This window comes from Rhodococcus sp. DT1 (assembly GCF_049844875.1).
GTDB lineage: Bacteria > Actinomycetota > Actinomycetes > Mycobacteriales > Mycobacteriaceae > Rhodococcus.
Genome location: NZ_JBNCLW010000001.1, coordinates 85,412 through 105,113, shown reverse-complemented (window position 1 = coordinate 105,113; position 19,702 = coordinate 85,412). Strand labels below are relative to the sequence as shown.

The following is a 19,702-nucleotide window of genomic DNA, read 5'->3' as shown; positions in this document are numbered from 1 at the left end:
CCCCGAGGGCGACCCACCCGGATCTGCCCGACCCCGGGAGCGATCACGCGACGAGTTCCGTATCGTGGGAAGACGACACACCGGAGGTGAACGATGGGACGCGTGACCGCCCGCCGACCTGTCCTGCGCATCACGGCGGACCGGGTGTCGCGGCGACCGGACACCCTCGCCGTCGAGGAACCGCTCGAAATCCGACTCGGCGGCGACGCGCTGACGATCACGATGCGGACGCCCGGCCACGATGTCGATCTGGTGCACGGCTTCCTGTTGAGCGAAGGCATGATCAGCGACCGTGAGGATGTCGCGGCGGTCCGCTACTGCGACGGAGTCGACGAGAACGGGGCCAACACGTACAACGTCCTCGACGTCGCACTGGCCCCCGGCGTCACGATCGGAGAAGGCGTCGGCCGGCGCTCGTTCACCACCACGTCGGCGTGCGGTGTGTGCGGCAAGGAGTCGCTCGATCAGGTGCGCACGCGTACCCGCTTTCCCCTCACCGACGCGGACTCGCCCATGCTCGCGGCCGGAACCCTCACGACGATGCCCGACACCCTGCGCGACAAGCAGCAGGTGTTCGCCTCGACCGGCGGCCTGCACGCGGCGGCACTGTTCACTCCGGACGGTGAACTTCTCGCTGTGCGCGAAGACGTCGGACGGCACAACGCGGTGGACAAGGTGCTCGGCTGGGCGCTCACCGCCGATGGCCGCGTCCCGCTCTCGAACAGCGTGCTCATGGTGAGCGGGCGCGCGTCGTTCGAACTCGTCCAGAAGGCGGTCATGGCCGGGGTGCCGGTGCTCGCCGCGGTCTCGGCGCCGTCGTCCCTTGCGGTGGACCTCGCCGCCGAGTCGGGACTGACCCTCGTGGGATTCCTGCGGGGCGACACGATGAACGTCTACACAGCGACCGAGCGCGTCAAGGTCGGCTGAGTCGGCGCCGCGCGCTCAGTCCACGCTCGGCGCCCACTGCACCCCGTTGATGTGGCTGCCGCCGTCGACGAACAGCGTATTGCCGGTCAGATATCGCGAGTCGTCGCTCGCGAGGAATGCGGCGACGGTGCCGATGTCGTCGAGGGGGTCACCGATCCGCCCCATCGGGTTCGCGGCGGCCTGCGTGGCAGCCATCTCCGGATCGGCCTCCGCCACACGCCGGTAGGCCGCGCTCTGTGCGCCCGGGCAGATCACGTTGCAGCACACCTGCTTCGGCGCCCACTCGCGGGCCGCAGTGCGGGTCATGCTGCGCAACGCCTCCTTCGCGGCGTTGTACGACACCGAGTACATGTGCGCGTTGACGCCGTTGAGGCTGCACATGTTGATCACCCGTCCGGTTCCGTGCCGCGCCAACTCGGGGAACGCGCGCTGCATCGCCCAGAACGCGGCCATCACGGCCATGTCGAAGCCTGCCCGCATCGAGTCCTCCGGTGTCTTCTCCATCCGTGCGAACCCCAGCGACCGCCAGGCGTTGTTGACGAGGATGTCGAGTCGGCCGAACTCCCGGGCGGCAGTGTCCACCATCGCGTGCACCTGCTCCCGATCGGTCACGTCGGTGTGGACGAACTCCGCCCGCACGCCCCACCGGTCGGTGAGCCACCGCGCGGTGTCGGCACCGGCCTCCGCGTCCACCTCGGCGACCAGGATGTCCGCCCCGTCGCGGGCGAGTGCACCGGCGACACCGCGGCCGATGCCCATACCCGCTCCGGTGACGACTGCCACCCGTCCGTCCAGCTTCCCCATGCCGCTTCCTCCCAGCTCTGTGATGTCGGTCTGTCGCTGCCGTCAGCGGGGACGGGGAACCGTCTTGTCGATGAACAGTGCCTCCACGGAGACACAGACGGCGCCGTCCGCGGTCTTGATCTCGCCGACCGTCTCGATCTTGCGGCCCTCCTCCCGAACCAGCCGGCCGGTCACGGTCAGCGGTTCGAACAACGGGGTGGGCCGGTGGTACCTGACGTTGAGTTGCGCGGTCGCCCCGCTGCGTCCTGCCCAGGCATTCGCGACACCGAGGGTGTGGTCGATGAGCAGCGCCGCGACACCGCCGTGCACGTGCCCGGGCGGACCCTGGTACGGGAAGGTCAGCGTCACAACCCCTTCCACCGATCCGTCTTCACGACCGGCGAGCACCAGCGGCGGCGCCAGCGCGTTCTCCGGTCCGGTGACGGGATCGTGCCGGGTGACACCCTCCCCGTGCCACATGTCGACCAGCCGCTCCTGCACTTCCGGGGCGTGCTCCTCGAGATGCTCGGCGATGTTGTCGAGTTCCTCCGCGACCCGCTCGAGATTCGCGTTGGTGCGATCGGTGCGCAGAAGTGCGTCCACCACGCGCCGGGCGGCAGCGGCGGCCCTGTCGACGGCGGTGTCCTGCGGAGCCGACGTCAGGATCGTGCCGTCGGGCGCATTCCCGACGGTGGGGTGGACGTTCGGATCGACTCTCATCGGATCTCCATCGTGGCGTGGGTGAGCACCGGTTGCCCGTCGCGCTCGGGGCAGGTCGCGAGCACGGCGAGGGTGTCGCCGTCGCGCCACACCGCGGTCTCGATCGTTTCTCCCGGGTACAACGATCCGGCGAACCGCACCGAGAACGTCCGGACACGGGTGGGGTCTCCGTCGAGCAGACCGTCGACCACCGCCTTGCAGACGATGCCGTACGAGGCGAGCCCGTGCAGGATCGGCCGGTCGAAACCGGCCATCTTCGCGAATGCCGGGTCCGCGTGCAGCGGGTTCATGTCGGCACTGAGCCGGTACACCAGTGCCTGCTGCGTACTCGTCGGAGACACGAGGACCTTGTCCGGGCTCCGCTCCGGCACCGCGTTCGAGGCATCAGGCCCCGCATCGCCACCGAAGCCGCCCTCCCCTCGGGCCCAGATCTGCATCGCCGTGGTCCACAACGGATTTCCCCCGGAGTCCTGTGCGGACTGCTCGAGCACGATCACCGCCGCCTTGCCCTTGTCCCACACGTCGGCGACACGCGACGAGATCGTCGCGGCGCCCGAGGCCGGGATGGGGGCGTGCACGGTGAGGGACTGCCCGCCGTGAAGGATCTTGCGCAGGTCGATGTCGATTCCCGGCAGGTTCAGCCCTGCGGGTGTGACCGCGCCGGCCGAGACTCCTTGTCCCGCAACCATGGCGAATGTCGGAAGGACCTTCAGGTTCTTCTCGTAGACCCATCCCAGCTCGGCCGGGTCCAGCGAGTCGACACCCGCAACCAAACCGAGGTGGTAGAGGATCACGTCCCGTTCGGTCCATCCGGCCTCGCGGACCGTGGGAGCGGCCGTCAGTGCGGCGTTCACGTCGATAGGCATGGTGCGTTCACTTTCCGGGTTCGGGATCGCGGGGCAGCCCCAGGATCCGCTCGCCGATGATGTTGAGCTGGACGTTCGTCGTACCACCGGCAATGGACATGCACTGCACGTTGAGGAACATGTGCGTTGCGGACGAGCGATCCTGCTCACCGACCAGCGAGGCGGGACCGGCCCAGTCCATCGCGAGTTCCCAGACCTGCTGGATGTGTTCGACACCCATCAGCTTGGAGACCGACGACTCGGCACCCGGTTGGCCACCGCTCAAGGAGCGGATGGCGGCGCGCAGCCCCATCAGGCCACCGGACTGCGCGTCGCTCAGTACCTTGCCGAGGACGGTGAGCTGCTCGTCGTCCGGCCCCCCGGGAGCGTTCTCCGCCAGTGCCAGCAAGGCCTCGCCGCCCGCCCCGAACGTGGAGTCGTGGGACAGGGACACCCGCTCGTTGGAGAGGGTGGTGCGTGCGAGCTTCCACCCGTCGCCGGGCTCACCGACCAGGCATTCGTCGGGCACGAACACATCGTCGAAGAACACTTCGTTGAACAGAGCTTCACCGGTGATCTCCCGCAACGGCCGGATGTCGAGACCTTCGGTGTTCTTGATGTCGATCAGGAAGTAGGACAGACCCTTGTGCTTGGGTGCGTCCACGTCGGTACGGGCGAGGCAGATGCCCCAGTCCGCGACCCGCGCCATCGACGTCCACACCTTCTGCCCGTTGAGCTTCCAGCCGCCGTCGACCTTGACGGCCTTGGTGGACAGGGCCGCGAGGTCGGAGCCGGCACCGGGCTCGGAGAAGAGCTGGCACCACACGAGATCGCCGCGCAACGACTGCGGGACGAACCGTTCGATCTGCTCGGCGTTGCCGTGCGCGATCAGCGTCGGCACCACCCAGTTGCCGATGATCATGTCGTGTGGTGTGAGCTCTGCTGCGCGCAGCTCCTCGGCGATGACGAGTTGGGTGACGGCGTCGGCAGCCTTGCCCCACGGCTCGGGAAGGTGCGGTGTGGTGTAGCCCTTCTCCGCCAGATACGCCTTCTGCTTCACATCGTCGAGCAGGGTGGCCGGCTCGAGTTCGGCGCGGACGTCCGCTCGGATCTGCTCCGCCTCGGGTGGAAGGTCGACCGTGAGCACCCGGCGGGCACCGGCGCGCGTGAGAGCAGTCACTCGGCGACGCCAGGACGCCGTGGAGCCCAACAGGATTCGCAGAGATTGAGCGCGCCGCATGTAGAGGTGGGCGGGGTGATCCCAGGTGTAACCGATACCGCCGAGAACCTGGATGCAGCTCTTGGTGACCTGGAATGCCGCTTCCGGGGCGACGGACGCAGCGACGGCTACGGCGAGCGAGGCCTCATCGGCGGAAATGTCCTCGCCCAGTGCGCGAGTCGCATCCCACGTCGTGACGCGGGCTTGCTCGGTGTGACAGAGCATTCGTGCGACGGTGTGCTTGACGCCTTGGAACTGGCCGATGACACGGCCGAACTGCCGGCGCACCCGCGCATAGTCCGCGGCGGTCGTGGTGGCCCAGTCCGCGAGGCCGGCCGCCTCGGCTGCGAAGAACGTTGCGGCGATGTCGAGTACCCGGCCGGGGTCCACGGTCAGCACGTCATCATCGGAGAGGGCCAGCCCGTCCGCGGTGATCTCGGCGTTGCGCCGCACCACGTCGTAACTCGGCAGGTCCGTGACGCCGATACGGTCACGAGCGACCACCACGAATGCGCGCTCGCCCCCGTCGTCGGCGGCGAGCAGGAACACGTCGGCCACCTGGCCACCGAGCACGACTCCCGATGTGCCGGACAGGCTGACCGAGGCTCCGTCGCGAACGATGCGCAGCCGGCCCGGCTGCAGCGACACCGCACCGTACAGTGCACCGTTCGCCAGTCCCTCGAGTTCCGCTCGACGCCCCGCCTCGTTCAGAACCGCGGACGTGATCACCGTCGGGAGGAACGGTCCGGGCACCATGGCTCGGCCCAGTTCCTCGGCGACAACAGCGGTTTCGAGATAACCGAAGCCGGCGCCGCCGACGTCTTCCGGCAGATGCAGTCCCAGCATGCCGAGGTCGGCGAACGAACCCCAGAACGACGGCCGGGTCTCCGCCTCGGCATCGACAGCCGCGCGGATCACCTCGGGCGTCGCGTGTCGTGCCGCCCAGCCGCGTACGGAATCACGAAGCTCGCGGTCCTCGTCACTCAATCCCAAAGTCATGAACGGGTCCCTTGATAGAAGATCACGGCGTCAGATGCGCTCGATGACGGTGGCTGTGGACAGTGCGCCGCCTGCGCACATCGTGATCAGTGCGGTCGAGCGATTCGACCGCTCGAGCTCGTGCAGAGCACTGGTGATCAGTCGCGCTCCGGTGGAGCCCACCGGATGCCCGAGGGCGATGGCACCGCCGTTGACGTTGACCTTGCTCAGGTCGGCCTTGTGCACCTGTGCCCAGGACAGCACGACCGAGGCGAACGCTTCGTTGATCTCGACGAGATCGATGTCCGACAACGACATTCCGGTGCGGTCGAGCACCGCCCGAGTGGAGTCGATCGGTCCGTCGAGGTGGTAGTACGGGTCCGAGCCCACCAGGGTGGACGCAAGGATCCGGGCGCGTGGCCGCAGCCCCGCCTCCCGTGCTTTGTCCTCGCTCATCAGCAGGACTGCGGCGGCACCGTCGCTGACCTGTGAGGAGTTGCCGGCGGTGTGGATACCACCCTCGATCACGGGCTTCAACCCCGCGAGGGCGTCCGCGGAGGTGTCGCGGAGACCACCGTCGCGCGTCACGGTGGCGATCTCACCGGTGGGTTCTCCGTCCTTGGTCACGACCGGCGCGTCGACGGGCACGATTTCACGGTCGAACCGTCCCTCGGCCCACGCATTCGCGGCGCGACGCTGCGACTCCAGCCCGAAGGCGTCGACATCGGCGCGCGTGATGCCACGGTTGGCGGCAATCCGCTCCGCCGAGGTGAACTGGTCACCCATGTCGATCGACCAGTCCGCCGGGTACGGGTTACCCGTGCCGGGTGCGTTGGCCTGACCGAGGAAAACTCGGCTCATCACTTCGACGCCGCAGCCGATACCGGCGTCGATCTGCCCGGACGCGATCAGTCCCGCGACCATGTGCACCGCCTGCTGCGACGAACCGCACGCGCAGTCGATGGTGGTGGCGGCAGCCGTGTACGGGAGGCCGGCGTGCAGCCACGCCTGCCGGGTGACGTTGTTGGACTGCTCCCCCGCCTGCGTGACCGCGCCACCGACCAGTTGGCCGATCTGCCCGGCGGGGAGTCCGGTGCGGTCCAGCAGTGCTTTCTGGGCGGTGCCCAGAAGCACGGCGGGGTGCACTCCGGCCAGCTGTCCGCGGCGGCGGCCGATCGGCGTACGTGCGGCCTCGACGATGACGACGTTGCTCATGCCACTCCTGAAGTGTCGGCGTTTCTGAAATTTATTCTATTTCTGTCGCCGGCCGGAGTTCCGCACTTGTCCCGGCAAGCGGGACTTGCAGTGCGAGAGGAGGCTTCCTCGGGTGCCGCCGCAGCTCACCCGTTCGATCGAGGCCGGCCCACCGATAGATCGACGAGGAGCAGGTCGCAGGCGACGCGCAGGTCGGACTCGACTTCCGGGATGGAGGTCCGGCCGTTGAGTGCCCCCTGGACGAGACCGAACCACAGGGCGACCACCAGCCGCACCACCGTCGCGTCTCGCACCGTGGGCTCGGAGATTCCCGCCGCCGCGAGGAGCAGTCGATCGAAGTGCTGATCGATTTTCGAGACATCGGGAATGGTGGCGGCATTCGACGACGACGCGGACCGGATCATGGCGTTCGCCAGGAGCGGCGTACGCACCAGCGCCCGCGTCGCCTGCAGTAATGCCTGGTAGACGGCATCGGACGGCGAGGCCGGGGCAGAGGGACGCCGGGACAACTGGATGCCCATGCGGTCGATCTGGTCGACCATCACCGCGACGAACAAGTGGGTCTTGGACGGGAAATAGCGATAGAGCGTGCCGATCGCGACCCCTGCCGCCTTGGCGACGTCCTGCATTTGTACGCGCTCGAGTTCTTTGTCCCCCGCCAGTCGTGCCGCAGCCGTCAGGATCCGGTCGTATCGCGCGTGCTGTTCCGTCGAGCTGGGCTCCGCCGCGTCGCGTGCCGCCCCGATCCTGGGCATCTCGCATCCCCCTTCGTTCACCTCGGACGAAAGCAGAGCGTAGATCCTCACCCCTACCGTCCCGGGCGGTTCGGGTACCGGTCAGTGAGATCTCGCACCTCGTCGCCTCCTGCGAAGCGACCGGAACGGGGATTCGAACACACTGGGCGCAAACACTTTTCGCTCGTTGTCCGCACTCGGGTGGCGACGCGCATCAGCGGAGGTCATCCCCGCCGCGACAATGCACCACCGGCGACGGAGACCCCGGTAGCGGCGGTCGCGGCACTCCCGCCCAGTGAGACCGTGCGACCCCTCCGGACCCACCCGAGGACCAAACTAGAATGAATATCACTTTTCGTGAGGGCTCGGGCTCGGCACGGAAACGAACACGGGAGACGAACGCATGGGTGAAACAGTCGGTTTGGCCGGTCGTACCGCAGTAGTAACAGGCGCCGGAGCCGGCCTCGGGCGCGCCGAGGCTCTCGCACTGGCTGCCGCCGGTGCCGCCGTCGTCGTCAACGACATGGGCGACGCCGCACACCAGGTCGCGGAAGAGATCGTCGCATCGGGCGGGCAGGCAATCGCCGTCACCGGCGACGTCTCCGACTGGTCGCTCGGAGGACGCCTCGTCGAAGAGTCCGTCAAGGCATTCGGTTCGTTCGACATCCTCGTCAACAACGCCGGCATTCTCCGCGACAAAATGATCTTCAACCTCACCGAATCCGATTGGGACGACGTGATTCGCGTGCACCTCAAGGGTCACGCCGCGACGTCTCACGCCGCCGCCGTCCATTGGCGCGCAGCCAGCAAGGAAACCGGTGGTCCCGTGTACGGCCGGGTCATCAACACCTCGTCGGAGGCATTCCTCTTCGGCTCCGCCGGACAGCCCAACTACTCGGCCGCCAAGGCAGGCATCACTGCCCTGACCTTGTCCACCGCACAGGGACTCTCCCGCTACGGCGTCACTGCAAACGCCATCTGCCCGCGCGCCCGGACGGCCATGACCGCCGAGGCATTCGGAGAGGCCGACGCTGCGACCACCGGTCTCGACCCGCTCGCGCCCGAACGCGTCGGCACCCTCGTCACGTACCTTGCCTCCCCCGCCTCGCACGAGATCAACGGTCAGGTGTTCGTGGTGTACGGCAAGATGGTCGCGCTCATGGACTCCCCGAAGGTCGAGAACCGTTTCGACGCGGCGGGTTCCGCGTTCACCGTGGAGGAACTCGACGAACAGCTGTCGTCGTACTTCACCGGACGCGGCAAGTACGAGAACTACGCCGCCTACAGCATCGCCGAACTGGAGAAGACCGCACTCGCGGTCGACTGATCACACCCCGAACACCCCGGCGCGACCTTCACCCGAACAGACCTCGGCCCCGGCAGGAATCCTGCCGGGGCCGAGTCGTTCGAAGAGCCGTTGCCCGAAGGCGGTCAGGCCGACTTCTCGCGACGGTCACGATCGGTCTTGCGCGGGACGATCGTCGGAAGCACGTTGTCGGTGACCGTCTCCGCGGTGACCACAACCTTCTCGACGTCGTCGCGGCTGGGGATGTCGTACATGACGGGCAGGAGGACTTCCTCCATGATGGCGCGGAGACCGCGAGCGCCCGTGCCCCGCAGGATTGCCTGGTCCGCTATCGCCTCGAGACCGTCCTGCGAGAACTCGAGTTCGACGCCGTCCATCTCGAACAGGCGGACGTACTGCTTGACGAGTGCGTTCTTCGGCTCGGACAGGATCTCGACGAGCGATTCCTTGTCGAGATTCGTCACCGATGCCACGATCGGCAGACGGCCGATGAACTCCGGGATCAGACCGAACTTGATGAGGTCTTCGGGCATGACGTCGGCGAAGTGATCGGTGGTGTCGATCTCGGCCTTCGAGCGCACCTCGGCACCGAACCCGATGCCGCGCTTGCCGATCCGGTCGGAGACGATCCGCTCGAGTCCCGCGAACGCGCCCGCGACGATGAACAGCACATTCGTGGTGTCGATCTGGATGAATTCCTGGTGCGGGTGCTTGCGACCGCCCTGTGGCGGCACCGAAGCCTGGGTGCCTTCGAGAATCTTCAGCAGGGCTTGCTGCACGCCCTCACCCGACACGTCGCGCGTGATGGACGGGTTTTCGCTCTTGCGAGCGATCTTGTCGACCTCGTCGATGTAGATGATGCCGGTCTCGGCGCGCTTGACGTCGTAGTCCGCTGCCTGGATCAGCTTGAGGAGGATGTTCTCGACATCCTCGCCGACATATCCCGCCTCGGTGAGAGCGGTGGCGTCGGCGATCGCGAACGGCACGTTGAGCATCTTCGCGAGGGTCTGGGCGAGGTACGTCTTGCCGCAGCCGGTGGGCCCCAGCAGCAGAATGTTGGACTTGGCCAGTTCGACGGTCTCGCCACGAGCGTCGCGGGCCTTGTCGCCGGCCTGGATGCGCTTGTAGTGGTTGTAGACCGCGACGGCGAGCGTCCGCTTGGCGGAGTCCTGGCCGATGACGTAGTTGTCGAGGAAGTCCCGGATCTCGGCAGGCTTGGGTAGCTCGTCGAGCTTGACCTCACTGGTTTCGGCGAGTTCTTCCTCGATGATCTCGTTGCAGAGGTCGATGCACTCGTCGCAGATGTAGACACCGGGACCCGCAATGAGCTTCTTGACCTGCTTCTGACTCTTTCCGCAGAACGAGCACTTGAGCAGATCTCCGCCGTCACCGATACGTGCCATCTGTCAGGTCCCTACTTCCTCGTGTGCGTGCAACTGCTGCCGCGATTCTCGTTGCGCGCCGGCCCTGGGAACGGGCCGTTGGCTCGACCGTACCCGGAGTCCGGCAGTCGGGTCGACCGCTTCTCGGCGTTTCCGGCCATATTTATATGCCCTGCACATGGTGCCGATCACAATTGCACATCGGCCCGACCCGGACCGCGAGACACGCGGTCGGGCCGGGCCGTTCGGCTACTTCTGTGCGGAGAGCTTCCGGTATTCCAGGACGTTGTCGATCAATCCGTATTCGACGGCCTCCGCGGCGGTCAGGATCTTGTCACGATCGGTGTCCTTGCGGATCTGATCCGCGTCCTTGCCGGTGTGCCGCGCGAGCGTCGTCTCCATGAGGCGCCGCATCCGCTCGATCTCCGCGGCCTGGATCTCGAGGTCCGAGACCTGGCCCTGGATTCCGCCGGTCGAGGGCTGGTGGATGAGCACACGCGCGTTGGGCAGCGCGAGGCGCTTACCCGGGGTGCCGGCAGCGAGGAGCACCGCTGCTGCCGACGCGGCCTGCCCGAGGCACACCGTGGTGATGTCGGCGCGGACGTACTGCATCGTGTCGTAGATGGCCATCAGCGAGGTGAACGAGCCACCGGGCGAGTTGATGTACATCGTGATGTCTCGGTCCGGGTCGAGCGACTCGAGCACCAGCAGCTGCGCCATGACGTCATTGGCCGACGCATCGTCGACCTGCACGCCGAGGAAGATGATGCGTTCCTCGAACAGCTTGTTGTACGGGTTGGATTCCTTGACGCCGTAGCTCGAGTGCTCGATGAACGAGGGCAGGATGTAGCGGCTCGCCGGGGAAGCCGGAGCTTGGCCGCCGAGCTGGCGCGGATCGAACATGTTGGTCATCGCTTCTCCAAGAATTCGTGGGGCGTGGAGCGGGTCGGTGGATCCCGGGGATCAGTTGCCGGTGCCGCCGGCCTGCTGGGCCCGTGCGACGACGTGGTCGACGAAGCCGTACTCGAGTGCTTCCTTGGCCGTGAACCACCGGTCGCGGTCGGAGTCCGCGGTGATCTGCTCGACGCTCTGCCCGGTGTGCTCGGCGATCAGCTCTGCCATCTCCCGCTTGGTGTGCGCGAACTGCTCCGCCATGATCGCGATGTCGCTCGCGGTGCCACCGATCCCTGCGGACGGCTGGTGCATCATGATCCGCGCGTGCGGAAGCGCGTAACGCTTGCCCTTGGTACCGGCAGCCAACAGGAACTGGCCCATAGACGCAGCCAGACCCATCGCGAACGTCGCGACGTCGCACTCGACGAACTTCATCGTGTCGTAGATCGCCATACCCGCGGTGACCGAACCACCCGGGGAGTTGATGTACAGCGAGATGTCGCGGTTGGGGTCCTCCGCGGACAGCAGGAGGATCTGCGCGCAGAGCTTGTTGGCGATGTCGTCGTCGACCTGGGTGCCGAGGAAGATGATCCGCTCGCGGAGCAGGCGTTCGTACACCGAGTCGCTGAGATTGAGCCCAGCGGTGGCCGAGGTCATCGTCGGACCGATGGATGTCGCCGGATTCTGATGAGTCACGGGTACCTGCCTTCTCGTCAATCGTGGATTGCTGACACTGACACTAACCAAGAGGGGCGGCACCGGATGCCCGGTGCCGCCCCTCTTCGCTCAAAGCGGAAAAAAACCGACTACTCGGAGGCCGAATCCTCGGTACTCTCGGCAGCCGAATCCTCGGCATCCGCGTCGTCCTTCTTGGTGCCGAACAGCTCGCTCGTGTCGACCGACGCACCGGTGGTGTCGGTGACGGTCACGCGATCGACCACCGAGCCGAGCGCCTTGCCGCGACGCACGTCGGCGAACACCGCGCCGAGCTGGTTGGCCTGGCTGATCTGCTGGATGAACTGCTCGGGCGGGATGCCGTAGCGCTGCGCCTGGAAGAAGATCCGCTCGGTCAGCTCCTGCTGCTCGACGGTGGTGCCCTCTGCCTCGGCGATCGCGTCCAGCAGCAGCTGGGTCTTCACGGAACGCTCGGCCGACTCGCGAGCCTCCTTGTCGAACTCCTCGCGGCTCGAACCCTGAGCCTCGAGCAGCTTGTCGAGCTGGGCTTCGTCGTGGTCGAGCTCGTGGATCGCGTCGTGGACCGCGCTGTCGACCTCGGCCTGGACGACCGCGTCGGGGAGCGGGATCTCGACGGTGTCGAGGAGAACCTCGAGGACCTTGTCGCGGATCTGGCCGGCCTGCTCGACCTTCTTGACGCGCTCGACGCGCTCACGCAGGTCGGCGGTCAGCTCGTCGATGGTGTCGAACTCGCTCGCGAGCTGCGCGAAGTCGTCGTCGGCCTCGGGGAGCTCGCGCTCCTTGACCGAGTTCACCTTGACGGTGACGACCGCTTCCTTGCCGGCGAACTCGCCCGCCAGGAGGGTGGAGTTGAAGTCCTTCGACTCACCGGCGGAGGTGCCGATGATCGCGTCGTCGAGTCCGTCGATGAGCTGTCCGGAACCGACCTCGTGGGACAGACCCTCGGTGGCGGCCTCGGTGACCTCTTCACCGTCGACGGTCGCCGACAGGTCGATGGAGACGAAGTCGCCGTTCTGCACGGGACGTTCGACGCCCTTGAGGGTGCCGAAGCGCTGACGCAGCGACAGCAGCTGCTCCTCGATGTCCTCGTCCGTGATCTCGACGGGGTCGACGGTGACGGCGATCTCGGAGAAGTCCGGCAGGGTGATCTCGGGACGCACGTCGACCTCGGCGTTGAAGACGAGCTCCACGTTGTCCTCGAGCTTGGTCACGTCGATCTCGGGCTGGCCCAGGACCTTGACCTCGTTGCTGGTCACAGCCTCGTTGTAGCGGGACTGGATGGCGTCGTTGACGACCTGCTCGAGCACGGCGCCGCGTCCGACACGGGCCTCGAGGATCTTGCGGGGCGCCTTGCCCGGACGGAAGCCCGGGATGCGCACCTGTCCTGCGAGGGACTGGAAGGCGCGGTCGAAATCAGGCTGGAGTTCCTCGAAGGGCACCTCAACGTTGATACGGACTCGCGTCGGGCTCAGCTGCTCGACGGTGCTCTTCACGGGACATGCTCCTTCTGTCGTGCTGTCTGGTCGGTCGTTCGTGTCACTACTGAGCGCGCTGACGCCGTTCGATCTGGTCGGGATGACAGGATTCGAACCTGCGACCCTCCGCTCCCAAAGCGGATGCGCTACCAAGCTGCGCCACATCCCGTCACCGGCTACCCCTAGAGCATCCCTGGGGACCCGCAGCAGAATCCTACGGCCCCCCGATTATGAAATCCAAAGCGAGGTTCGGTACAGTCTCATCCTGCACGGAGCGGACACCGCGGAAACGGTGAAAGCAACGGCAACGGGGATGTAGCTCAATGGTAGAGCCCCAGTCTTCCAAACTGGCTACGCGGGTTCGATTCCCGTCATCCCCTCCAGGGCAAACGTCCGCCGACCACCAGGTCGGCGGACGTTTTGTCGTTTCCGTCCCGGTCTGCGCGCCGGCGACGGCGGATCACCGTTTCGACTCGAATCCGCGATGCGCCACACAAGATCGGTGTCGCGGGCCGGATCGTGTGAGAGCGTCCCCACTGTGACCGACCGACCCGACCGCGACGGAACCACCGTTCCCGTGCCGCGTTCGGTCGTCGTGGCGGTCGTCGCCCTCGACGCCGTTCCGGACTGGGATCGCGTCACCGGCATGCTGGCACCGGGAAATCACGAGGCGCCGAGCTTCCGGCACCGGGTCGTCGACGTGCCGTTCGGGCTCGAAGCTCCGCGATGGGCCGGCGACCCCGATTCCGATCCGCCGTGGCACCTCGACCGGGTGTCCTTACCCCCGCACGCCACGTTCGCCGACGTACTCGACTTCGCGGGCACCGCTCCCCCGACACCGGCCGTGCGGCACCCTCTGTGGGGGCTGACACTGCTCGACGGACTGACGGGCGGGCGGTCTGCCCTGGTGATCCGATTGCATCACCTCGCGGCCCCCGACGACACGGGCGATCCCGTCCGGTCGTGGGCACGCTCGGCCACACGCGGACTGGCCCGCACTGCGACTTCCGTCGTGAAGACTCTTCTGGGAGAACCCGCAGACACCCCGGATGGGCGCACGGCGTCCGACCACTCCTCTCACCGGCACTTGCCGTACCGGCTTCATGTGGTCGACGTTCCGCTCGCAGACCTCCGGGTCGCAACCGACCGGTCGAACTGCGGACTCGAGAGCGGCTTCGCCGCCGCGATGCTGCTCGCGTGCGCTGCATACCAGCACCGCCAGGGGCGTAAGGCCGACAACCTGCGCGCCGCAATTCCGGTGTCCACGAGCCACCCCGTCACGGTCGAGTTGCTCGACAGTGCTTCGAACCCGGAAGAACTGATGCGCCGGATCGAGACGGATCGCACCAGTTTTCCCGACGGCGCGGACTCACGTCCCGCGGGTGGCCGGGGATTGCGCGGAGAACCGGTGACCACACTGTCGAACAGCGAGGCGCTCTTCGGCGCGCACGACGTACTGACCGCCACCCTCCCCGGGTCGAGCGCGCCGCTCTACATCGGTGGCGCGAAAGTCGAGCGGTATTACGGTTTCGGCCCGACGCACGGCGCCGCGTTCAACGCGACGCTCATGTCGTACCGGGCGGGATGCGGGATCGGGGTCACCGTCGATCCCGTCGCGGTGCCGGATCGGGACGTGTTCGACGAATGCCTACGCATCGGAGTCGACGCTGTCGTCGGCTCGGCCGGCGATCCCGGCGTCGACCCGGCCGCTGGTCAGTCCGGCTGACACGTCGGGCACCAGAAGAGGTTCCGCGCACCCATCACCTTGTGCAGCACCGGGGTCCCGCACACACGACAGGGCTCACCGGTACGGCGGTACACGTACGTGCGGGGACGGTCCTTCGCATAGGAGGGCATCCCGTCGTCGTGTTCGGTGCGGACGACGTGCATTCGCCCGCGCTGCGCCCCCACTTCCATGAGTTCGACGAGATCGCTCCACAGCGCATCGAATTCGTCGCGTGTGAGATCGCGTCCGGGCCGACCGGGATGAATGTTGTGGCGGAACAACACTTCCGCGCGATAGACGTTGCCGACCCCGGCGATCACGGATTGATCCATCAGCAGCGAGCCGATCGGGCTGCGGGAGCGGCTCATTCGTGTCCACACCCGCTCCGCGTCGGCGTCCGGACGCAGCGGATCCGGTCCGAGGCGCGCCTCGATCGCGTCGACCTCACCCTCGGTGAGCACCTCGCACGCCGCGGGACCGCGCAGGTCGCTGCCGTGACGAGCACCGATCATCCGCATGCGGACCTGCCCGACCGGCTCGCCGAGCGGCAACTCCGTGTCGGTGAAGGCTCCATAGATGCCGAGGTGGACGTGCACTGCGAGGCCACCGTCGTAATGATGGAACAGATGCTTGCCCCACGCGTCCGCGTGGACGAGGACCCGCCCGTCGACTGCCCGGGCACCGTCCTCGAAGCGTCCCTGGGGACTGGACACCCGCACCGGCGCACCCGAATACCACTCGGTGTGCAACCGGGCGAGCCGGTGCAGGATATGTCCTTCGGGCACAGGTCAGTTCGATGCGCCCGGCACAGCCGGAGCCACACCGGTCTTCTCGTACTCGGCAAGAATGTCGATGCGGCGCTGATGACGTTCCTCGTTCGACCACTCGGCCGCGAGGAAGGCATCCACAATCGCGAGGGTCTCCTCGAGAGTGTGCATCCGGCCGCCGATGCCGATCAGCTGAGCATTGTTGTGCTCGCGGGCGAGGGTGGCCGTCTCGACGCTCCACGCCAGCGCGCAGCGCGCGCCCGGGACCTTGTTCGCCGCGATCTGCTCGCCGTTGCCGCTGCCACCGAGCACCAGGCCGAGGCTTCCCTCGTCGGCAACGGTGCGACGGGCGGCCTCGATGCAGAACGCGGGGTAGTCGTCCTGAGCGTCGTACTCGAAGGCGCCGCAGTCGATCGCCTCGTGACCGTTCGCGGTCAGGTGTTCGATGATCTGATTCTTACGTTCGAAACCGGCATGGTCGGCTCCCAGGTACACGCGCATGAGCAGAGTCTAACGAGTCCCCGGTGTGCGGAGCGACGCCCTGCCCGGATGGCTGCCCGACGACGACGCGCCCGGTGCTTCGAACGCGTCTCGCGTCCGAAGCACCGGGCAGGCTGGGACCTCAGTCGAAGGTCGGGTCCTCGTTGCGGCTGCGCTTGAGCTCGAAGAAGTGCGGGTACGACGCGAGTGCGACGACGCCGTCCCACACCGTGCCGGCTTCTTCACCGCGCGGAATCTTCGACAACACCGGTCCGAAGAACGCGATGCCGTTGACGTGAATGGTCGGCGTTCCCACGTCCTGGCCCACGGCATCCATTCCCGCGGCGTGACTCGCGCGCAGCGCCGTGTCGTACTCGGTGGTCGTCGCGGCGTCGGCCAGCGACGGATCGAGGTCGAGTTCCGCGAGCGCGCCGGCGACGACGTCGCCGAGATCCTCGTTGCCCTCGTTGTGGATCCGGGTGCCCATCGCGGTGTAGAGCGGCGAGAGGATGTCGTCGCCGTACTTCTGTGCCGCCGCGATCGCGACGCGCACCGGACCCCACGCCTGCTTCATGCGCTCGACGTATTCTTCGGGAAGGTCGCGACCCTCGTTGAGTACTGCCAGGCTCATCACGTGGAAGCGTGCGTCGATGTCGCGCACCTTCGTGACCTCGAGAATCCAGCGTGAGGTGATCCAGCACCACGGGCACAGCGGGTCGAACCAGAAATCGGCGGTGTCCTTGCCGGTGGGGGTGGTCGAGTCGCTCACGAAGGTCTCCTCAGGGTGGTCCGAACTCGGCGGTTGCCGCGATACGCCGTCCAACAGTCTGTCGGGCCGTATTCTTCCCTGTCCTGTCCGCACGGGCGACGTTCCGACGTCCGGACCATGGCGCTACGACGATCATGATGGGATGGATGCCTGCCGACATCCCGTCGTGAAAAGGAGCTCTTCTGTGGCACCACCCAATCTCACCCGCGAGCAGGCCGCTGAACGCGCCGCCGTGTTGTCCGTCGACAACTACAGCATCGAACTCGATCTGACGGACGGAGCCGGAGCACCCGGCACCACGACGTTCCGCTCCCTCACCACCGTGCGCTTCGACGCGACCGAAGGTGCGTCGACGTTCATCGACCTCATCGCGAAATCGGTCACCTCGGCCACCCTCAACGGCGCCCCGGTCGATGTGTCCGGCTACACCGAGGACACCGGGATCGCCCTGACGGGGCTGGCGGCACGGAACGAACTCGTCGTCGACGCCGAGTGCCTGTACACCAACACCGGCGAGGGCCTGCACCGATTCGTCGACCCCACCGACGACGCGGTGTACCTCTACTCCCAGTTCGAGACCGCCGACGCGAAGCGGATGTTCGCGTGCTTCGACCAGCCCGACCTCAAGGCAACGTTCGACGTCTCCGTCACCGCGCCCGAGAGCTGGAAGGTCATCTCCAACGCTGCGGAGGTGCAGACGACGGCGGCGCAACCGGGGCAGCACATCTTCCGGACGACACCGCGCATGAGCACCTACCTCGTCGCGCTGATCGCCGGTCCGTACGCGCAGTGGACGGACGAGTACAGCGACGCGCACGGCACCATCCCGCTGGGCCTCTACTGCCGCGCGTCGCTCGCCGAGCACATGGATGCCGAGCGCCTGTTCACCGAAACCAAGCAGGGTTTCGGCTTCTACCACGACAACTTCGGTGTGCCGTACGCATTCGGCAAGTACGACCAGCTGTTCGTGCCCGAGTTCAACGCCGGCGCAATGGAGAACGCGGGGGCGGTGACGTTCCTCGAGGATTACGTCTTCCGCTCCAAGGTGACCCGGTACTCGTACGAACGCCGCGCCGAGACGGTGCTGCACGAGATGGCGCACATGTGGTTCGGCGACCTCGTCACCATGCGGTGGTGGGACGACCTGTGGCTCAACGAGTCCTTCGCGACCTTCGCATCGGTGCTGTGCCAGGCGTCGGCCACCGAGTACACCAACGCGTGGACGACCTTCGCGAACGTCGAGAAGTCGTGGGCATACCGGCAGGATCAGCTGCCGTCCACGCATCCCATCGCCGCGGACATCCCCGACCTCGCCGCCGTGGAGGTCAACTTCGACGGCATCACCTACGCCAAGGGCGCGTCGGTGCTCAAGCAACTCGTCGCCTACGTGGGGCAGGAACCGTTCCTCGCGGGGCTGCGCGACTACTTCCGCGAGCACGCGTACGGCAACGCCACCTTCGACGACCTGCTCGCTGCTCTCGAGAAGTCCTCCGGACGCGACCTGTCCGGGTGGGGAGCGCAGTGGCTCAAGACCACCGGGCTGAACATCATGCGACCCGATTTCGAGGTCGCCGCCGACGGCACGTTCACCCGCTTCGCGGTGATTCAGGAAGGCGCCCTGCCCGGAGCCGGTGAACTGCGGGTCCATCGCCTGGCGATCGGTGTGTACGACGACGACGGCTCCGGCAAGCTCGTCCGGACCCACCGCATCGAGATCGATGTCGACGCGGCCGAGCGCACCGATGTCCCCGAATTGGTGGGGGTGCCCCGCGGCAAGTTCGTGCTCGTCAACGACGACGACCTGACGTACTGCTCGGTGCGCCTCGACGACGAGTCGCTCTCGACGGTCCTCGAGCGCATCGGCGACATCACCGACTCGTTGCCGCGCACCCTCGTGTGGTCGGCAGCGTGGGAGATGACCCGGCAGGCGGAACTGAAGGCTCGGGACTTCGTGGCACTCGTGCAGCGCGGCATCGCCGCCGAAACCGAAGTGGGCGTCGTGCAGCGCCTGCTGATGCAGGCGGCCACCGCACTGGCAAGCTACGCGGAGCCGTCGTGGGCGAACGAGCGGGGCTGGCCCGACTTCGCGAACCGGCTACTCGAGCTCGCCCGCGAGGCCGAGGCCGGATCGGATCACCAACTCGCGTTCGTCAATGCGCTGAGCAGCGCGCAACTGTCGCCGTGGCACACCGAAGTACTGACGGAACTGCTCGACGCAGACCCGGCGTCGGTGGGGCTGGACGGACTCGTCGTCGACACGGACCTGCGCTGGCGCATCGTTCACGCGCTCGCCGCGGCGGGCGAGATCGACAGCGAGGGTGTCGAGTCGCCGTTCATCGACGCGGAGGCCGAGCGCGACCCCACTGCGGCAGGTGCCCGCCAGGCAGCTGCGGCACGCGCCGCACGGCCGCAGGCGGAAGTGAAGGAACAGGTCTGGGAGACCGTCGTGCACGACGACACCGTCCCCAACATCACCGCCCGAGCCGTCATCGGCGGGTTCGCGCCGCTGGGTCAGAGCGACTTGCTCGCACCGTATGTCGCACGGTACTTCGCCGAGGTTCCGCAGGTGTGGGGGCGGCGCTCGAGCGAGGTCGCGCAAACGGTGGTGGTGGGTCTGTACCCGTCATGGGCCGTCACCGAGGATGCGGTGGCAGCGGCCGACGACTTCCTCACCGGGGAGCACCCGCCGGCGCTGCGCCGGCTCATCGTCGAGGGCCGCGCCGGGATCGTCAGGTCGCTGAAGGCACGCTCGTTCGACGCGTCGTGATCTCACACGGCATGTGAAA

The 19,702-nt window shown here is 67.0% G+C and carries 17 protein-coding genes and 2 tRNA genes; 5 read left to right on the top strand and 14 right to left on the bottom strand.

Annotated elements, in window-relative coordinates; all coding sequences use genetic code 11:
* The first annotated feature begins 93 nt into the window (after positions 1 to 93).
* Positions 94 to 927: a formate dehydrogenase accessory sulfurtransferase FdhD gene (gene fdhD, locus ACLQ3J_RS00485; RefSeq protein ID WP_425901888.1), complete on the top strand. Its 834-nt coding sequence runs from the start codon at positions 94 to 96 to the stop codon at positions 925 to 927.
* 15 nt (positions 928 to 942) lie between these two features.
* On the opposite strand, the gene ACLQ3J_RS00480 is transcribed toward fdhD, so the two are convergent.
* The 6 genes from ACLQ3J_RS00480 to ACLQ3J_RS00455 form a co-directional block, all read right to left on the bottom strand.
* A complete protein-coding gene (locus ACLQ3J_RS00480; protein ID WP_296550929.1) occupies positions 943 to 1,731 on the bottom strand; it encodes an SDR family NAD(P)-dependent oxidoreductase in 789 nt (262 codons plus the stop codon).
* A 42-nt stretch (positions 1,732 to 1,773) separates the two neighbouring features.
* Positions 1,774 to 2,430: a PaaI family thioesterase gene (locus tag ACLQ3J_RS00475; protein ID WP_425901885.1), complete on the bottom strand. Its 657-nt coding sequence runs from the start codon at positions 2,428 to 2,430 to the stop codon at positions 1,774 to 1,776.
* Complete coding sequence (locus tag ACLQ3J_RS00470) at positions 2,427 to 3,296, bottom strand: MaoC/PaaZ C-terminal domain-containing protein (RefSeq protein ID WP_425901884.1); 870 nt, start codon at positions 3,294 to 3,296, stop codon at positions 2,427 to 2,429. Before ACLQ3J_RS00470 ends, ACLQ3J_RS00475 begins: the two co-directional genes overlap by 4 nt.
* Positions 3,297 to 3,303: 7 nt before the next feature.
* Positions 3,304 to 5,493 carry an acyl-CoA dehydrogenase gene (locus ACLQ3J_RS00465; RefSeq protein ID WP_425901882.1) on the bottom strand — a complete coding sequence of 730 codons (2,190 nt, stop codon included), beginning with the start codon at positions 5,491 to 5,493 and terminating at the stop codon, positions 3,304 to 3,306.
* 30 nt (positions 5,494 to 5,523) lie between these two features.
* A complete protein-coding gene (locus ACLQ3J_RS00460) occupies positions 5,524 to 6,687 on the bottom strand; it encodes a steroid 3-ketoacyl-CoA thiolase (protein ID WP_169620480.1) in 1,164 nt (387 codons plus the stop codon).
* Positions 6,688 to 6,812: 125 nt separating this feature from the next.
* The gene (locus tag ACLQ3J_RS00455; RefSeq protein WP_169620479.1) at positions 6,813 to 7,442 is read right to left on the bottom strand and encodes a TetR family transcriptional regulator; all 630 of its coding nucleotides are present in this window, start codon (positions 7,440 to 7,442) and stop codon (positions 6,813 to 6,815) included.
* 382 nt (positions 7,443 to 7,824) lie between these two features.
* On the opposite strand from ACLQ3J_RS00455, the gene ACLQ3J_RS00450 reads away from it, so the two are divergent.
* Entirely contained in the window at positions 7,825 to 8,748 is a 924-nt protein-coding gene (locus ACLQ3J_RS00450) for a 3-oxoacyl-ACP reductase (RefSeq protein ID WP_425901881.1), read from the top strand.
* 104 nt (positions 8,749 to 8,852) lie between these two features.
* Here the strand turns inward: ACLQ3J_RS00450 and clpX are convergent, their stop codons facing one another.
* From clpX to ACLQ3J_RS00425, 5 genes are all read right to left on the bottom strand, one after another.
* Positions 8,853 to 10,130: an ATP-dependent Clp protease ATP-binding subunit ClpX gene (gene clpX / locus ACLQ3J_RS00445; protein ID WP_169620477.1), complete on the bottom strand. Its 1,278-nt coding sequence runs from the start codon at positions 10,128 to 10,130 to the stop codon at positions 8,853 to 8,855.
* A 228-nt stretch (positions 10,131 to 10,358) separates the two neighbouring features.
* Positions 10,359 to 11,021 carry an ATP-dependent Clp protease proteolytic subunit gene (locus ACLQ3J_RS00440; protein ID WP_169620476.1) on the bottom strand — a complete coding sequence of 221 codons (663 nt, stop codon included), beginning with the start codon at positions 11,019 to 11,021 and terminating at the stop codon, positions 10,359 to 10,361.
* 51 nt (positions 11,022 to 11,072) lie between these two features.
* Positions 11,073 to 11,699, bottom strand: coding sequence for an ATP-dependent Clp protease proteolytic subunit (locus ACLQ3J_RS00435; protein WP_169620475.1), 627 nt, complete (start codon positions 11,697 to 11,699; stop codon positions 11,073 to 11,075).
* A gap of 110 nt (positions 11,700 to 11,809) precedes the next feature.
* Complete coding sequence (tig, locus tag ACLQ3J_RS00430; protein WP_169620474.1) at positions 11,810 to 13,192, bottom strand: trigger factor; 1,383 nt, start codon at positions 13,190 to 13,192, stop codon at positions 11,810 to 11,812.
* 74 nt (positions 13,193 to 13,266) lie between these two features.
* A tRNA-Pro gene (locus ACLQ3J_RS00425) sits at positions 13,267 to 13,343 on the bottom strand.
* A gap of 140 nt (positions 13,344 to 13,483) precedes the next feature.
* On the opposite strand from ACLQ3J_RS00425, the gene ACLQ3J_RS00420 reads away from it, so the two are divergent.
* Together ACLQ3J_RS00420 and ACLQ3J_RS00415 are read left to right on the top strand one after the other, a co-directional pair.
* A tRNA-Gly gene (locus ACLQ3J_RS00420) sits at positions 13,484 to 13,557 on the top strand.
* Positions 13,558 to 13,712: 155 nt separating this feature from the next.
* Positions 13,713 to 14,900: a wax ester/triacylglycerol synthase domain-containing protein gene (locus ACLQ3J_RS00415; protein WP_346765418.1), complete on the top strand. Its 1,188-nt coding sequence runs from the start codon at positions 13,713 to 13,715 to the stop codon at positions 14,898 to 14,900.
* Here ACLQ3J_RS00415 and ACLQ3J_RS00410 read toward each other — a convergent pair.
* The 3 genes from ACLQ3J_RS00410 to ACLQ3J_RS00400 all read right to left on the bottom strand — a co-directional run bounded on the left by ACLQ3J_RS00410 (position 14,888) and on the right by ACLQ3J_RS00400 (position 16,916).
* Positions 14,888 to 15,685, bottom strand: a complete 798-nt coding sequence (locus ACLQ3J_RS00410) for an Fpg/Nei family DNA glycosylase (RefSeq protein WP_169620472.1) — start codon at positions 15,683 to 15,685, stop codon at positions 14,888 to 14,890. The two genes, ACLQ3J_RS00415 and ACLQ3J_RS00410, sit on opposite strands and share 13 nt — an antisense overlap.
* Before the next feature lie 3 nt (positions 15,686 to 15,688).
* Complete coding sequence (locus ACLQ3J_RS00405) at positions 15,689 to 16,168, bottom strand: ribose-5-phosphate isomerase (RefSeq protein WP_296550923.1); 480 nt, start codon at positions 16,166 to 16,168, stop codon at positions 15,689 to 15,691.
* 121 nt (positions 16,169 to 16,289) lie between these two features.
* The gene (locus ACLQ3J_RS00400; RefSeq protein WP_425901878.1) at positions 16,290 to 16,916 is read right to left on the bottom strand and encodes a disulfide bond formation protein DsbA; all 627 of its coding nucleotides are present in this window, start codon (positions 16,914 to 16,916) and stop codon (positions 16,290 to 16,292) included.
* 184 nt (positions 16,917 to 17,100) lie between these two features.
* Between ACLQ3J_RS00400 and pepN the strand changes: the two genes are divergently transcribed.
* The gene (gene pepN / locus ACLQ3J_RS00395; protein ID WP_425901877.1) at positions 17,101 to 19,683 is read left to right on the top strand and encodes an aminopeptidase N; all 2,583 of its coding nucleotides are present in this window, start codon (positions 17,101 to 17,103) and stop codon (positions 19,681 to 19,683) included.
* Positions 19,684 to 19,702: the final 19 nt, after the last annotated feature.

What these genes read in the sequence shown, in the direction of transcription:
- clpX (WP_169620477.1), bottom strand. Translation starts at nt 10,130, where the DNA reads ATGGCACGTATCGGTGACGGCGGAGATCTGCTCAAGTGCTCGTTCTGC.
- ACLQ3J_RS00475 (WP_425901885.1), bottom strand. Translation starts at nt 2,430, where the DNA reads ATGAGAGTCGATCCGAACGTCCACCCCACCGTCGGGAATGCGCCCGAC.
- ACLQ3J_RS00470 (WP_425901884.1), bottom strand. Translation starts at nt 3,296, where the DNA reads ATGCCTATCGACGTGAACGCCGCACTGACGGCCGCTCCCACGGTCCGC.
- ACLQ3J_RS00450 (WP_425901881.1), top strand. Translation starts at nt 7,825, where the DNA reads ATGGGTGAAACAGTCGGTTTGGCCGGTCGTACCGCAGTAGTAACAGGC.
- fdhD (WP_425901888.1), top strand. Translation starts at nt 94, where the DNA reads ATGGGACGCGTGACCGCCCGCCGACCTGTCCTGCGCATCACGGCGGAC.
- ACLQ3J_RS00460 (WP_169620480.1), bottom strand. Translation starts at nt 6,687, where the DNA reads ATGAGCAACGTCGTCATCGTCGAGGCCGCACGTACGCCGATCGGCCGC.
- ACLQ3J_RS00465 (WP_425901882.1), bottom strand. Translation starts at nt 5,493, where the DNA reads ATGACTTTGGGATTGAGTGACGAGGACCGCGAGCTTCGTGATTCCGTA.
- ACLQ3J_RS00440 (WP_169620476.1), bottom strand. Translation starts at nt 11,021, where the DNA reads ATGACCAACATGTTCGATCCGCGCCAGCTCGGCGGCCAAGCTCCGGCT.
- ACLQ3J_RS00405 (WP_296550923.1), bottom strand. Translation starts at nt 16,168, where the DNA reads ATGCGCGTGTACCTGGGAGCCGACCATGCCGGTTTCGAACGTAAGAAT.
- ACLQ3J_RS00480 (WP_296550929.1), bottom strand. Translation starts at nt 1,731, where the DNA reads ATGGGGAAGCTGGACGGACGGGTGGCAGTCGTCACCGGAGCGGGTATG.
- ACLQ3J_RS00455 (WP_169620479.1), bottom strand. Translation starts at nt 7,442, where the DNA reads ATGCCCAGGATCGGGGCGGCACGCGACGCGGCGGAGCCCAGCTCGACG.